At 67.4% G+C, this 13,876-nt stretch carries 12 protein-coding genes and 1 riboswitch; of the genes, 8 read left to right on the top strand and 4 right to left on the bottom strand.

Annotation, left to right across the window (positions count from 1 at the left end; translation table 11 throughout):
* Nucleotides 1-246 precede the first annotated feature (246 nt).
* The gene (locus AB0J58_RS11455; protein ID WP_364213532.1) at nt 247-1,281 is read right to left on the bottom strand and encodes a hemolysin family protein; all 1,035 of its coding nucleotides are present in this window, start codon (nt 1,279-1,281) and stop codon (nt 247-249) included.
* Entirely contained in the window at nt 1,278-2,753 is a 1,476-nt protein-coding gene (locus tag AB0J58_RS11450) for a hemolysin family protein (RefSeq protein WP_364213529.1), read from the bottom strand. Before AB0J58_RS11450 ends, AB0J58_RS11455 begins: the two co-directional genes overlap by 4 nt.
* 294 nt (nt 2,754-3,047) lie before the next feature.
* On the opposite strand from AB0J58_RS11450, the gene AB0J58_RS11445 reads away from it, so the two are divergent.
* From AB0J58_RS11445 to AB0J58_RS11425, 5 genes are all read left to right on the top strand, one after another.
* A complete protein-coding gene (locus AB0J58_RS11445) occupies nt 3,048-4,307 on the top strand; it encodes an LCP family protein (RefSeq protein WP_364213526.1) in 1,260 nt (419 codons plus the stop codon).
* Nucleotides 4,308-4,428: 121 nt separating this feature from the next.
* Complete coding sequence (locus AB0J58_RS11440) at nt 4,429-4,995, top strand: DM13 domain-containing protein (protein WP_343970703.1); 567 nt, start codon at nt 4,429-4,431, stop codon at nt 4,993-4,995.
* A gap of 15 nt (nt 4,996-5,010) precedes the next feature.
* On the top strand, nt 5,011-5,616 hold the full coding sequence (locus tag AB0J58_RS11435) for a transcriptional regulator (RefSeq protein ID WP_364213523.1): 606 nt from the start codon (nt 5,011-5,013) through the stop codon (nt 5,614-5,616).
* Between the two features lie 236 nt (nt 5,617-5,852).
* Nucleotides 5,853-6,176, top strand: coding sequence for a rhodanese-like domain-containing protein (locus AB0J58_RS11430; RefSeq protein ID WP_364213520.1), 324 nt, complete (start codon nt 5,853-5,855; stop codon nt 6,174-6,176).
* Between the two features lie 472 nt (nt 6,177-6,648).
* Entirely contained in the window at nt 6,649-7,410 is a 762-nt protein-coding gene (locus tag AB0J58_RS11425; RefSeq protein WP_364213517.1) for a hypothetical protein, read from the top strand.
* Between the two features lie 32 nt (nt 7,411-7,442).
* Here AB0J58_RS11425 and AB0J58_RS11420 read toward each other — a convergent pair whose 3' ends face one another.
* The gene (locus AB0J58_RS11420; protein ID WP_364213514.1) at nt 7,443-8,174 is read right to left on the bottom strand and encodes a site-specific integrase; all 732 of its coding nucleotides are present in this window, start codon (nt 8,172-8,174) and stop codon (nt 7,443-7,445) included.
* A 1,037-nt stretch (nt 8,175-9,211) separates the two neighbouring features.
* Nucleotides 9,212-9,324: riboswitch (TPP riboswitch) on the top strand.
* On the opposite strand from AB0J58_RS11420, the gene AB0J58_RS11415 reads away from it, so the two are divergent.
* Complete coding sequence (locus AB0J58_RS11415) at nt 9,315-10,661, top strand: cytosine permease (RefSeq protein ID WP_364213511.1); 1,347 nt, start codon at nt 9,315-9,317, stop codon at nt 10,659-10,661. (Overlaps the previous riboswitch by 10 nt.)
* Before the next feature lie 15 nt (nt 10,662-10,676).
* On the opposite strand, the gene AB0J58_RS11410 is transcribed toward AB0J58_RS11415, so the two are convergent.
* Complete coding sequence (locus AB0J58_RS11410; RefSeq protein ID WP_343970715.1) at nt 10,677-11,237, bottom strand: methylated-DNA--[protein]-cysteine S-methyltransferase; 561 nt, start codon at nt 11,235-11,237, stop codon at nt 10,677-10,679.
* A gap of 125 nt (nt 11,238-11,362) precedes the next feature.
* Between AB0J58_RS11410 and AB0J58_RS11405 the strand changes: the two genes are divergently transcribed.
* Together AB0J58_RS11405 and AB0J58_RS11400 are read left to right on the top strand one after the other, a co-directional pair.
* On the top strand, nt 11,363-13,234 hold the full coding sequence (locus tag AB0J58_RS11405; RefSeq protein ID WP_364154625.1) for a PAS domain S-box protein: 1,872 nt from the start codon (nt 11,363-11,365) through the stop codon (nt 13,232-13,234).
* A 156-nt stretch (nt 13,235-13,390) separates the two neighbouring features.
* On the top strand, nt 13,391-13,840 hold the full coding sequence (locus AB0J58_RS11400) for an ATP-binding protein (RefSeq protein ID WP_051753245.1): 450 nt from the start codon (nt 13,391-13,393) through the stop codon (nt 13,838-13,840).
* Nucleotides 13,841-13,876 lie beyond the last annotated feature (36 nt).

Here is a 13,876-nt window from a genome sequence, read left to right as displayed (position 1 = left end):
TTCGGATGACTTGCATGGGTTTGCCGGCTGGCTGATTACGCTGACAGAGAAAACGGGTCGAGAGGATCTCACTCGGCCCGCCGAGTCGCCGGATCGGCGGGTCGATCCGGGGCGTGGTGGTTCCGCGGGTGCCCACCGGCGTTCACCGATGGGCACCCGCGCTCACCGGACGCGACGGCGGGGCGCCTCGAAGACGACCTCGGCGTGGAGTGCCCAGGAGGCGGATGAGGATCCCCGGCCGCCGCACTAGCGGGTCGCGAGCACCCGGACGCCCAGGATCTCGCCGAGAAGGTCCGTGAGGCTCACCATGCCGACCACCTCGCCGCCGCCGTCCGTGACGAGGCCCAGGTGCGCGTGGGCGTCCTGGAGGGCGGAGACGGCGTCGGGGATCGTGGTGGCCTTGTCCAGGCGGGGCACCGGCCGGGCGAGTTCCGCGGGACTGGCGTCCGGCCGGACGAGGATGTCCCTGATGTGCACCACGCCCAGGACGTCGCGCGGCCGGCCGGAGGTGACCAGCAGGCGCAGGTGCCCGTCGCGCGCGGCCACCTCGCGGATGTGCGTGCTCGTCGCGTCGCCGGGCACCGAGGTGGCCTTCGCCAGCGGCAGCATCAGCCGCTCGACCGGCTGCTGGTGCACTCGCAGGGCCCGGGTGAGCAGATCGTGCTCGTCCCGGTCGAGCAGCCCCATCCGGCCCGACTCACCGACCAGCATCGCCAGCTGGACGGGGGTCCTGGTGGTGGCCAGCTCGTCCCTGGGATGTACGCCGAACAGCTTCAGGATCCCGTTGGTCAAGCCGTTGAGCGCGGCGAGCACCGGCCTGACGACCCAGGTGAAGCCGCGGAACGGCAGGGCCAGCCCCATCGCGGCGATCTCGGGATGGGTCAGCGCCCATGACTTGGGAGCCATCTCGCCGACCACCATGTGCAGGAAGGTGATGATCGCCAGCGCGATCATCAGCGAGATGGGGACCCGCAGCGACTCGGGCACGCCGACCGCGCCGAAGACCGGTTCCAGCAGGTGCTCGACGGCCGGTTCGGTCACCATGCCCAGGCCGAGCGAGCAGAGCGTGATGCCCAGCTGCGCACCGGCCAGCATCAGGGAGAGCTCCCTGCCGCCGCGCACGGCGGCGCGGGCGGCGATCCGGGTCAACCGGCCCGCCTTGCCCGCCAGCTCCTCCAGACGGTGCCTGCGGGCTGAGATCACCGCGAACTCGGCGGCGACGAAGAAGGCGTTGCCGATCAGCAGGGCCACACCGAGCAGCAGGGCGGCGGTGGTGCTCATCGTCGCTTCACCCCGCTCCGCACGATCATGGGAGTCTCCGGGACAGGCTCGGTCGTCTGCGGCGCGGCCATCGCCGGATCATCCTCTCTCTCCGCCGTTCCCGGCGTCGCGTCCCCCTCGGGATCGTCCTTTCGCGGTACGGCGAGTGACAGCCGCACCCACTCGGGGACCCGGCGATGCACCGACAGCACGGTGAGCACCGCGTCCTCCTCGTCGGCGCCGTCGTTCTCCAGGGGGTCGTTCTGCAGGGTCAGCGTGACGGTCACGCTGTCACCGGGCTCGGCCATCCGGCCGAGGGTGGCGAGCACGAGGCCCGCGACGGTGTCGTAGTCGTCGCTCTCCGGAAGCTGCAGCCCGATGGCCCGCTCGATCTCGTCCAGCCTGAGCGTGCCGGGCAGGTCCCAGGTGCCCTCCTCACCCGCGACGACCCCCGCGGGCTCCGGGTCGTTCTCGTCGACGAGCTCGCCGACGAGCTCCTCGGCGAGGTCCTCGACGGTGACCACGCCGGCCAGGCCCCCGTACTCGTCGATGACGCACGCCAGGTCGTCGCGGGCGGCGCGCATGCGCTCCAGCACGACGGGGAGCGGCAGGGAGGTGGGCACCAGGAGCGCGGGACGGGTGATCCTCTCCAGTGTTCCGGTGCTCAGCCCCGACTTGAGCAGCTCGCGCACGCCGGTGACGCCGACCACGTCGTCGCCGTTCTGGTCGCAGAGCACCGGGTAGCGGGAGTGACCGTGCCTGCGGACGGCGTCGATCAGGTCGGAGATCGGGCGCTCCTCCCTCAGCAGCACCACGCGGGGACGCGGCACCATGACGTCCTCGGCGGTACGGTCGCCGAACTCCAGCGCGCGCTCGAGCAGCTCCGACAGCCTCGGCGGCAGGTCGCCGGTGCTGGCGGAGTCGGAGATGATCCGGGACAGCTCCTCGGGGCTGGCGCCGTGCTCGATCTCCTCCACCGGCTCGACGCCGACCCGGCGCAACAGGCCGGTGGCGGCGGAGTCGAACAGCCGGATGATCGGTCCGGCGATCCGCAGGTAGATCAACGTCGAGCGGGCGAGGAACTTCGCCACCGGCTCGGGACGGGCGATGCCGAGGTTCTTGGGGGCGAGCTCGCCGAGGACCATCTGGATGACGGTGGCGACCGCGACGGCCAGTGCCACGGCGATGCCGGGTACGGCACCCGACGGGACTCCCGCGGCCTCCAGCCAGGGGCGGATGACCGTGGCGATGGCGGGTTCGGAGATGAAACCGACGAGCAGCGCGGTGACGGTGATGCCGAGTTGCGCGCCCGACAGCATGAACGACAGGCGTCCCGTCACCTCCAGCGCCCGTTCCGCGGCCACGTCGCCCGAGTCGGCCTGCTCACGCAGCACGCCGCGGTCCGCCGCGACGAAGGCGAACTCCTGGGCGACGAAATAGCCGGTGGCGAGGGTGAGCAGAAGTACGGCCAGCAGGCCCAGAGCCGTGCTCACCGGGTAGCTCTCCCGGTTGGTTCAGCGGTTCCCGTGCGTTTGCACGGGCAGGTACTCCACGAGTCCGGAGTGGACACGATCATCCTTTCGAGCAGAGGTAGTTCTCTACCGTAACGATCCGGGTGGGGGTTGATGTTTCCGGATCAGCAGACGATCGCATTGTCGGTGGCTGACAACCTGTCTGAGTACTTCTACATAGGGAAACCTTGGGGACTCCGCGGCATGCGCGTGAGCCGCGACGTAGCGTCGATAATGACGTTTTCATCATGAGATCGAGAAGTGGCGGGACACGACGTGGCTGACTGGCCCGAAGACGACGATCGCACTCGCGCGCTGCGGTCGCCCACCCCGGGGTCCGCGCCGCAGCGAGCGGCCGGGCAGCCCGCCCACCCCCTGCCGGGCGGGCAGGCGTCGGCCCGGCGGCAGACGTCGGGGGGCGAGGAGGTGCCGCCTCCCCGGGGAAGCTCGCGGGTGTACGGCAAGGCCAGGTCGGGCTCCAGCCCGGTCAGACCGCTGAACGCCTCTTCCGACGGCCCCCGCGCCGGTTTCGGCGGTTCGGGGGGCGGCGGCGGGCAGCGGACGTCGAGCTGGCGCCCGAAGCGCCCGGGCAGGCTGATCGTGCGGATCCTCGCCGGGCTGCTCGTCGTGCTGCTGGTCGTGGCCATCGGCGGATATTTCATGATTAACTCACGGCTGACCAGGATCGAGGCGCTCACCGACTACGAGGGCCGGCCCGCCGACACCCCCGGCACCAACTGGCTGCTGGTCGGTTCCGACAGTCGGGAGGGCCTGACCGCGGCACAGCGTAAGAAGCTCGCCACGGGCAAGGCCGTGGGCCGCAGGACCGACACGATGATGCTGCTGCACATCCCCGACGGTGACGGCCGCCCGACCCTGGTCAGCCTGCCGCGTGACTCCTACGTGCCGATCGACGGCCACGGCAGCGACAAGCTCAACGCCGCCTACGCCTTCCAGGACGGCGGCCCCAAGCTGCTCGCCAAGACCGTGGAGAAGGTGACCGGGCTGCGGCTCGACCACTACATGGAGATCGGCTTCGGCGGCTTCGTGGGCATCGTCGACGCCATCGGCGGGGTCGAGATCGACGTCAAGCAGGCCATCAAGGACCCCAAGGCCGGGATCAACCTGAAGAAGGGGCTCCAGCTCATGGACGGCGGGACGGCCCTCGGTTACGTCCGTACCCGTGCCACCGGCAAGATCCCCGACCTCGACCGGACCCAGCGTCAGCGCCAGTTCTTCTCCGCGGTGGTGAAGAAGGCGGCCAGCCCCGGGGTCCTGATCAACCCCTTCACCTCCGTGCCGCTCGCGCTGAGCGCCGCCGACTCGGTGTCCGTGGGCGAGGAGACCGGTGCCTTCGACCTGCTCTCCCTCGGCCTGGCCATGGGCGACAACCCGGTCACCACCGTCGTCCCGGTCGGCTCCCTGCCCACCATCAACGGTCAGGCGGTCGTCAAGTGGGATCGGGAGAAGGCGCTGCGCCTGTTCGACGCGCTGGCCGAGGACAAGCCCGTCCCCAAGGACGTCCTCGCCAAGTAGGCGTCATCGTCCCACGTGGTGAGCGCCGTGGTCGTAAGCACTCCGTAAGCGGTGCGCGGCCACGGCGCCGTTAGCCTCGATGTCGAGGACAGAGCCGGGGCCCCCACGCCGGAGGTATTCGATGAGAATCAAAAGACTGCTCCGACACCCCGCCACGTGGGGCGTCCTGGCGGTCGGTGCCGTCGTGCTCGGCGTCGCCCTCTACCTGTTCCAGCCCTGGCGCCTGTTCACCACGGTCGAGGTGAACGAGGCGTTGCCGACCGTGGCCGTGACCTCCGAGCCGGAGGCGACCCCGGTGGTGCAAGACGGGGCGAGCGAGCCCGCCAAGGCACCCGAGGAGCCAAGAATCCTGGCCAAGGGCACGTTCGTCTCCCACGAGCACGAGACCGCGGGCAAGGCGAGGGTGCTGGAGCTCCCGGATGGGAGCCGGGTCCTGCGGATCGAGGACCTGGACACCTCCGACGGCCCGGATCTGCGGGTCTGGCTGAGTGACCAGCCCGTCAAGGAGGGCAGGGCCGGATGGTTCAACCTGGACGACGGCAAGCACCTCGAACTCGGCGAGCTGAAGGGCAACCGGGGTAACGCCAACTACGCCATCCCCGCGGGGGCCGACCTCGACAGCCTGAAGAGCGTCACCATCTGGTGCAGGCGCTTCAGCGTCTCCTTCGGCGCCGCCGCCCTCACCTGACACAATGCCCGGACTATGAGTGTTTCCGGGAGACTGCATGCCATTGGCCGCCCGCTCGTCGAGGCGCAGCTCGCGCACCCGACGGTGGTCGGCATCGCGCGAGGAGACCTGCCCGAGCCGGTTTTCCGGTCCTGGCTGGAGCAGGACTACCTGTTCCTGCTCGACTACGTGCGGGTTTTCTCGCGACTCGCCTGGCAGGCCCCTGACGGGCACCTGGGGGACCTGGTGGATCTGGCCCACGCCACATTCCACGAGGAGCTGAACCTGCACCGTTCGCTGTCCGCGGAGTTCGGCGCCGATCTCGGCGGGGTGCGAAAGGGGCCTGCCTGCGCGGCCTACACCTCTTTCCTGCTCGACTCCGCGGCGGTCTACGCCGACGGCCTGGCCGCGCTCTACCCCTGTATGTGGGGCTACTCCACGCTCGGCCGGGCCCTGGCCGAGAACCCGCCCGACGAGCCGCGATACCGTGCCTGGGTCGACACCTACGCCCATCCGGCCTTCGCCGAGCTGACCGAGCGCATCGCCGTGATGATCGACGAGGCGGCACCCGACCCCGGTAGGGCGGAAAAGCTGTTCACCGAGGGAATGGCCCATGAACTCGCCTTCTGGGACGTGCCCTGAGGCCGTCCCCTCGCGGCGGCCTTTCGTCTTTCCCGGCCCGCCCGCCTCCCGCGCCTTCGGCTCCCTCCTCGGCGCCGGTGTCGCCGATCCTTCGGCCACGGGGCACCGAAGGCCGGCTGATTCAGTCGGTCAGTTGTGGTGAATTAGCTCGCTATCAGGGGAAATTGAGAGTCCGGATGAGGGCGTCCGAGAGGCTTTGCGCACCCATCAGGTGTGGGAGTTGGAACAATAGGCGCATGAGTGTTCCTGAGGTCGAGGTACGGGCCGTGCCGGATGACGCCTTCCTGCTCGACGTACGCGAGGACGACGAGTGGCGTGCCGGGCACGCGCCGGGGGCCGTCCACATCCCGCTGGGTGAGCTGCAGTCCCGGGTCGACGAGGTGCCCAAGGGCGCGCCCGTCTACGTGATCTGCCGGGTCGGCGGCCGTTCCGCCAACGCCACCGCCTGGCTCAACCACATGGGCTGGGACGCGATCAACGTCGGCGGCGGTATGCGGTCCTGGGAGGTGGCGGGGCGTTCGATGGTCGCCGAGAGCGGTCAGGACCCGTTCGTGGCCTGAGCGGTCCCGGTGACCTGAGTCGACGTCCACCGAGATGGCGGTCCTTGCCAAGAAAGGAATAAATGGCATAATCGGGGCGAATTATCTACCGCGGGAGCTCGGGCGTGACCGGGCTGAGAGGGCGGAGCCACGCAGAGGGTCGCACGGACCCTCCGACGCGCCGCCGACCGCATGAATCTGTCCGGATGGTGCTGCGCTTGCGTGCGCCGCCGCTGCAGCGCAGGTCAGAGGCTACTCATGTATTGGTAGAGGACCGCTTGTCTCCTCGTACAGCTACGAAGTACAGCAGTAGCCATGAGATGCGCACGCTGTCCTTGATCCTTCGCTCCTGAGAATTTCGGTGATCTTCGTCGCGGGATTCCGTCCCCTTAGCTGCGGGATCCCGCTCCCTCCTGGCTCAAGATTTAGAGTGCTCCGCAGAGTGGACCGGCCAAACATGCAACACGGGCACCGTTTCGCACGATAGACAGCTGTGGACACCAAAGTACTCGATACTGTGAAATCAAGAAAAATTGCAATAGCAATTATTTTTGGCACCTCTGCCACGTTTTCGCTAATGGCAGTTATGGCAGACTTTTTTCCAGGCAACATGTATCAAGCGATTATATTATTCATGCTCGCGCTGATATTGATAGGACCGCTGTCGCGAAAAGGTGAAGTCGAGGTATCCGGCTCCCCTGTGCTCACTATTGCTAATCGTATTACAAGTAGGGCTGGCGGTAGAGTGATAGGATTAGTGAATCTATCTTTCGGTCTTCTTGTGCTTGTAAGCGACATTATAGAAGATGGTATCATTAATGCTTTAATGGTATCCAGTGCGGCAGCGGTAGCTGTACGAGTACTTCGTATTGAAGGTTACGCTCAGGAACTCAAGCAAATCAGTGTGCCGACCGAAGATGACCTAGATGAAAGATTTTCTGTTGCTACGGAACATCTAATAAAGGCGGCGGCCGATGTTGCTCTCCTGCAAAACGAGATTCAAGCGAGAGCAGAGATAGCCAAAGATTTGACCCGACAAGCCAAGGAGAGTCGCCAACGAGCTGAGAGAGATCGAGAATATGCCAAGACGCAGCGTGATGCTGTCGAGGCGGTTGAGCGTCTTGTTGCAGCTCGCGCCGACCCCCTCATTAAAGCAATCGACGATAGATCGAAGAGATCCCAGTGGCTATTTGTGGCGATCGGCGCTTTGCTGGGAACCGCCCTTCAGTTATTGGTGGAACAGTTTATCAAATAGCCATGGTCTTTGGCTGTCGTTTGGATCTCCTGCTAAGATCCCCTTTGGTCGAGGGCGCTACTAAGTTTCTTTAGCGCCTCGCAGGTGGCTTCGTCGGTGGCATCGGTGTATACCTCCATCGTCATCTTGATGTTGCTGTGACGGAGAACCCGCATGGCTACGCGAGGATGAACGTTGAGTGCGGCCAGCAGGGTTGCGCATGTCCCCCGGGTGCCGTGTACGGTGATTCGGCGTACGCCCGCCTTCGCCACGCGGGCATCGAACCGGCCGTTGAATTTCGTCGGGTCCAACGCTTTCCCGAGAGGGGAGGTGAAGACCAGCCCCGTTTCCTGCCACTGCACTGCGGCTTCCTGCCTGTCGCTGTCCTGCTGCTGCTTGCGCAGCTTCAGGGCTGCAAGGCAGATCCCAGGCAAGGGAATCGGTGCTTCGAAATCGTCAGTCTTCACCGCCCTCCGAAGCAGGCAATTACGGACCCTTTGTAGCTGTTCGCCAACGTACAACTCCCCGGCGTCCAGGTCCACATACTTCCAATCGAGCCCCAGCACCTCACCCTTGCGTAGGCCCAGAACGAGGATGAGGACGTACACCGCATAAAGCGGGTCAGCCTCGTTGCGCGCGTTCTCCAGGAACAGCCGCGCCTCCTCCACAGACCACGCCTTGCTTTTACGCCTTCGCAAGACGGGAAGGCGGAGCGCGGTCGCGACGTTCTTGGCGATGACCTCCTCCGTGATCGCGTTGGACAACAGGCTTCGGAGGATCTTCACGGCCTTTTGTACTGTGGTCTCGGAAAGCCTCTGATCGCAGCATGGCGCTTCGCGCGCCTCCTACGCGCTTCGCGCGGGCAAAGGCAACTGCGCGAGCGTCTGCCGTCAGACGGTGTCTGACGGCACCGGCCTATTTCCCCAGGTAACGCGCGCACGCGAGGGGTGTCAGACGGTGTCTGACGCTCCGCCTGACACCCTGCCCGATGGCCGTTCTGACGCCCCTGGTTGGTCCAGCAAGGTTGTGGCACCGGCCGCGACGGTCCCGCGCGGTTTCGGTGAAGCTCAGCCCTCGATCCCCCCTGTTGTTCCAGCAAGGTTGTGGGGCTTAGCCGATCGATCGAGTCGAGCGTCGGATTGGGGCGATCGGTTGTGGTGCCAGGCGCCACAACCCGGCTGGAACAACACAGGCGGGCGACCACTCCCCCCGACTCGATGGCTTCGGCGGGGGTGGGGTGTGACCCCGTGCCCCCCAGCGCAGGGAGGGGGGGCAGGAGACCTCTACGGGCTCCGGAAGGCGGGGAGGGGTGTGACCCGCACGGGGGGTCACAGCCCGGCGTTGTGGCCGCTCAGGCCATACACAGGGGGTCACAGACAGGGCGTGACCCGCACACCCCCTGTGACCTGGGGTGTGACCCCCTCGGGGACGTGGCGCGGGTCTAGCTTTTGGCCGCGCGAAGCGCCATGTAGCCCTTGGGCCTTCGATCCTGAGTTGGCCAGCTGGCGTGGGGTGCGAAAGCGAGCAACTGCGCCCTTTCAGGAAGAGGCGCGAAGGGGCCTCTAGGACGCTAGGTCCCTGGTAGAGCATCGGATCAGCCTCTAGGAGCCCCTCTAGGTCTAGAGGGGCTCCCCTCTAGACCTAGAGGTCGGACGGCTTGCCGTACAGCCCTGAAGTACAGCTATCGCTACGTACGTAGCTGTACTTCTGCGGACGTGGACGGACTCGTCTCGTGAGACGGTCGCGCGAACCCCGCGCTGGCCGAATCCAGACAGATGGTGCATCATGATGGGCGCGAGCTGGGGTGATCTCGGCTTTGCGTATCAACCAGCGCGGGAGCTTGGGGCAACCAGGCTGAGAGGGCAGCTACAGCTGCTGCCGACCGCATGAACCTGTCCGGGTAATGCCGGCGTAGGGAGCGTGTGATGTCGCCTGCCGTCGTTGACTCCAAGTCAGCCGAGGCCCCCCTCACCCTCGACGAGGCTCCTCCCAGGGAACTCGGCGTGCTCGACCAGGGCGCGCTCTGGGCCAATCTAGGGGTCAGCCTGCTCGGGTTCTCCGGCGCGATCGCGCTGATCGATCCGCTCGGCGACCGGCCACTGAGCTTCGTGGCCGCGATCCTGGCCGCCGTCGTGGGCAGCGTCATCGGCACCGCGATGGTCGGCCTGGCCGCCATTCCCGGGCAGCGGACCGGCGCTCCGGCGATGGTCCTGCTCCGTGGGCTGTTCGGTGCCAGGCTCTCGTACCTGCCGACCGTGCTGAACATCGTCCAGATGCTCGGCTGGGGCGCGTTCGAGCTCTGGGTCATCGCCCAGGGCGCCCAGGCCATCGCCGGATCCTTCGGGTTCGAGGTGCCGTACGCGGTCTGGGTGGTCCTCGGAGGGGTGATCACCACCGCGCTGAGCATCCGGCCGTTGGGAGCGGTCCGGTTGCTCCGCCGGTACGTCACCGCCGGCGTGGTCGTCTCGATGATCTGGTTCGCGGTCGCCCTGTTCAGCCGGGGGCCGTCCATCGGCGGTGGATCGTGGGAGGCCTTCGCGCCCTCGGTCGACTACGTGATCGCGCTGTCGGTCTCCTGGGTGCCGGTCGCGGCGGACTTCGCCCGGTTCTCCAGGTCCGGCAGGGCCACGTTCACCGGTGTCGTCGGTGGCTACACGATCACCCAGGTGGCCTGTCTGGTCCTGGGAATCGCGGCGCTCGCCCTGGTCGGCAACGACACCGGACGGGTCTGGGACCCCTTCGTGGCCGCGGCCCTCGGCCCGCTGTTCTTCGGCATCCTGGTGCTCAGGGAGACCGACCAGTCGTTCGTGAACGTCTACTCCACCACCATGTCACTGCAGAACCTGATGCCCAGGCTGGACCGCAGGGTCATCTCCGTGGTTATCGGAGTGCTGGTCACCCTGCTCGCGATCTTCGTCAAGGTCGACACCTACACCGCGTTCCTGAGCCTGATCGGGGCGGTCTTCGTGCCGATGTTCGCGGTGCTCGCCGTGGACTACTTCCTGCTCGGCGGCGCCAGGAGCTGGGACACCTCCGACGGCGCGCCCTCGCGCTGGCTCATGGTGGCCCCGTGGCTGCTGGGCTTCGCGGCGTGGTGGATGCTCGCCGCGTTGCCGGTCGCCCCGGAGCTGGCCTGGTGGACCTCGTTCTGGACCGATGCCCGTGACCTGCTCGGCTTCGTCCCGCAGCCGTGGATGAGCGCGGCCGTCGGCGCGTTCCTCGCCGCGGGTCTCGTCACCCTGGGCACCGGTGCGCTCCGGCGCCGTTCCTGACCGGGCGGAGGCGCGCTAAGCGCGGGACTCGATGCGCAGCAGGCGTTCCTTGGCGGCCGAGCCCCCGGCGTACCCGCCGAGGACCGACTCGCTCTCGACGACCCGGTGGCACGGCACGATGACGCACACCGGGTTGCTGCCCAGCGCGTTGCCGACCGCGCGCAGCGCCCGCGGCCTGCCGATCCGCTCGGCGATCTCGCGGTAGGTCGTCACCGTCCCGTACGGCACCGAGAGCATCATCTGCAGCACCGTCCTGGAGAACTGGGTGGCCAGGCGCAGGTCCACCGTTGTGGTGAAGGCCCGGAGGCGGGCGGAGAAGTAGGCGTCCAGCTCCCGGCGGACCGGGTCGAGCCGCCGGGGGTCCGGCCCGATGAAGGTGCCGACCTCCCTGCTGATCCGCTCGAAGACGACGTTCTCGTCCTCGTAGCTGCAGGCCACCACACCCCGGCCCGTCACGGCGAGGGTGAGACGCCCCAGCGGTCCGTCGAGCGTGCCGAACGCGATGTCGGGATGGCTCGTGCCGACGTAGTCGGGCGAGGTCACCCGTAGCAATGCATCGATGTCGCCGGATGACATGGCCCCACCCTTTCGTATCCAGGTGTGTGGTGACCGCAGAGTATCGGACGGATCGCCCGGCCAGTGGCAACACGTGCGGGACGAAAGTGCCAAGATCAGGCCGGTTGAGACGGCACTATGGGTGTGTGGTGGACTACACGGCCGACAATGACGAGGGCATCGGCCGGGCGGTCGTGGCCGACGCGCCCAACGCGATCGTCGCCATTGATCGCGAACAGACGGTCATCGCCTGGAATCCCGCCGCCGAGCGCCTTTTCGGCTGGTCGGCCGAGGAGACGGTCGGCCGGCGGGTTCCGGTGGTTCCCGAGGAGCTGATGGCCGAGCACAACGCGGTCCTGGAGAAGGTCCGCACCGGCGGCCAGGTGTCGCTGCGGACCAAGCGTTTCCGACGGGACGGCAGCCTGCTCGATCTGCGGGTGGACACCGGCGCGCTCTCCTCGCGGGACGGCACCCCCATCGGTTATGTCAGCGTCTACCACCTGGCCCAGGACGACGAGAGCGCCAACGACCGCAACGCCCGCCGGGCACAGCTCGTCCGCCGGCTCACCGACGTGGTCGCCGACATCAACGCCGAGCTGGAGCTGCCCGCGGTGCTGGACCGGATCGCGGCCAGCCTCGCCGACCTGACCGGGGCCGACGCGGGCGGGTTCGTGCTCATCGAGGGCGACCGGCTCCGCCTCGTGGCCCGTCACAACCTTCCCGGCTCGATGCGGAACTCCACGGCGGACCTCCGCACCAGCCTGGTCGGCAAGCTGCTGCGCGAGGGCAGGACCGTCCTGCTGGAGACCGGTGACCAGGACCGGCTGGACGAGCTGATCTGGTCGCAGTTGCCCGGCCTGCACACCATCGCGCTCGGTCTCGCGGCCATGGGCGGGCGACCGTACGGCGCGCTGTACGCGCTCTTCGCCAAGCGCAAGGTGGGCCACCTGGAGCTGGAGCTGCTGGAGCTCCTCGCGGGTCACGCGGGCATCGCCGTGGGCAACGCGATGGCCTACCAGGAGGCCGTACGGCAGCGGGCCCACGAGCGGGCGGTGTTCGACGCCAGCGCCGACGGCATAGCGGTCCTCGACGAGCTGGGCAGGGTCGTCCAGTGGAACCCGGCCGCCGGCGAGCTGACCGGCTTCCACTCCGCCGAGGTGATCGGCGGCCCGCCCCCGTTCCAGCTCCCGGCGCCGGGAGAGAAGCTCACCATCCAGTTGCCCTCGGGCACCTGGCTGGACGTGCTCTGCGCGGAGATCGTGGAGACGGGCGAGATCGTGGTCGACTTCCGCGACATCACCCGCGCGAAGGAACTGGAGGAGGCCAAGGATCTCTTCCTGGCCACCACCAGCCATGAACTGCGCACCCCGATCACCGTGGTCCGCGGCTTCGCCGGCACCCTCGACGACCGCTGGGACAGCATGACCGACACCGAGCGCCGTGCCGCGGTGCGCATCATCGCCGAGCGGGCCCGTTCCCTCGGCCAGCTCATGGACCACCTGCTGCTGGGCTCGCGCGCGGGGGCCGGTGAGCTCACGCTCAGAATCGAGGGCTTCGACCTGGCCGAGCTGGTGCGGGGAGCCACCCTGGGCCTGCCGATCCTGTCGGATCTGCACCGGGTCGAGGTCGACGTGCCCGATGACCTGCCCCTGGTCTCCGGCGACGCGCTGGCCACCGATATCCTGCTGGCCCAGCTGCTGGAGAACGCTTTCAAATATTCGCCGGACGGTGGCCTGATCAGGGTAGAGGCATGGGTGGATGGTGACCGGGTGGTGTTGGTCGTGGACGACGAGGGCGTGGGCATCGCCCAGGCCAGCAGGGAGCGCGTCTTCGACCGCTTCGTCCAGGCGGACAGCGGCGACCGCCGCAGGTTCGGCGGAGTCGGGCTTGGTCTCTACATCGTGCGCAGCCTGGCACGGGCACAGGGAGGAGAGGTGTCGGCGCATCCACGCCCCGCGGGCGGCACCCGGATGAGGTTGGCCCTCCGTATCGCCGACACGCCGGACGCTCTTACCTGATCGACACGCCAAGGCGGTAACGAGTCGGTAACGGATCCGCTGATCTATTGTCGAATGTGCACAAGCTGTAATTGCTGCTCGGTTTCCGAGACTATCTAACGGGGCATTTCGGTCGTACTGGGGTGAGTTCCTCAGGGGGGAAAGGCATACGGGGAGGTGAGTGCGTCGAGCGTCGTGTTGTTGCCGTATGCACCGTCCAGCGTCGCTGTCGCACGCCAACGCCTCTGCTCTGACCTGCAGGAACGGGGTGTTTACGAGACCGCCATAGACGACGCGGTACTCGTGGTCAGCGAGCTGCTGAGCAATGCGCTGCGTCACGCGCATCCGTTGCCGTCGGGGCAGATCAGGGTGTCATGGCACTGGACCGAGGAGCAGGTCGAGGTTGCGGTGAGTGACGGTGGCGCGGCCACCGAACCAAGAGCAGGGCGCCCGACGCTCTCCTCCCTGGGAGGGCGAGGCCTCGGAATCGTCGAATATCTGGCCTCGACATGGGGAGTCAGACACGAGGGGGACATCACCACGGTCTGGGCGGTGGTCACGGCGGTCAACACGGTAGGTAACGGCCATGTCTCCACCCCGGAACCCGCCCTCAGGGAATGCGGATAGTCCTTCCTTCGGGTGCCGTCCCGCTTGGCCTGTCAT

This window comes from Streptosporangium sp. NPDC049644, from assembly GCF_040675205.1.
GTDB lineage: Bacteria > Actinomycetota > Actinomycetes > Streptosporangiales > Streptosporangiaceae > Streptosporangium > Streptosporangium fukuiense.
Note: the sequence above shows the minus strand (reverse complement) of the source record. Positions and strands in the feature narration are given on the sequence as shown.

Excerpts from the sequence above, each read along its gene's own strand:
- AB0J58_RS11415 (WP_364213511.1), top strand. The coding sequence starts at position 9,315 with ATGTCGCCTGCCGTCGTTGACTCCAAGTCAGCCGAGGCCCCCCTCACC.
- AB0J58_RS11455 (WP_364213532.1), bottom strand. The coding sequence starts at position 1,281 with ATGAGCACCACCGCCGCCCTGCTGCTCGGTGTGGCCCTGCTGATCGGC.
- AB0J58_RS11440 (WP_343970703.1), top strand. The coding sequence starts at position 4,429 with ATGAGAATCAAAAGACTGCTCCGACACCCCGCCACGTGGGGCGTCCTG.
- AB0J58_RS11410 (WP_343970715.1), bottom strand. The coding sequence starts at position 11,237 with ATGTCATCCGGCGACATCGATGCATTGCTACGGGTGACCTCGCCCGAC.
- AB0J58_RS11430 (WP_364213520.1), top strand. The coding sequence starts at position 5,853 with ATGAGTGTTCCTGAGGTCGAGGTACGGGCCGTGCCGGATGACGCCTTC.
- AB0J58_RS11435 (WP_364213523.1), top strand. The coding sequence starts at position 5,011 with ATGAGTGTTTCCGGGAGACTGCATGCCATTGGCCGCCCGCTCGTCGAG.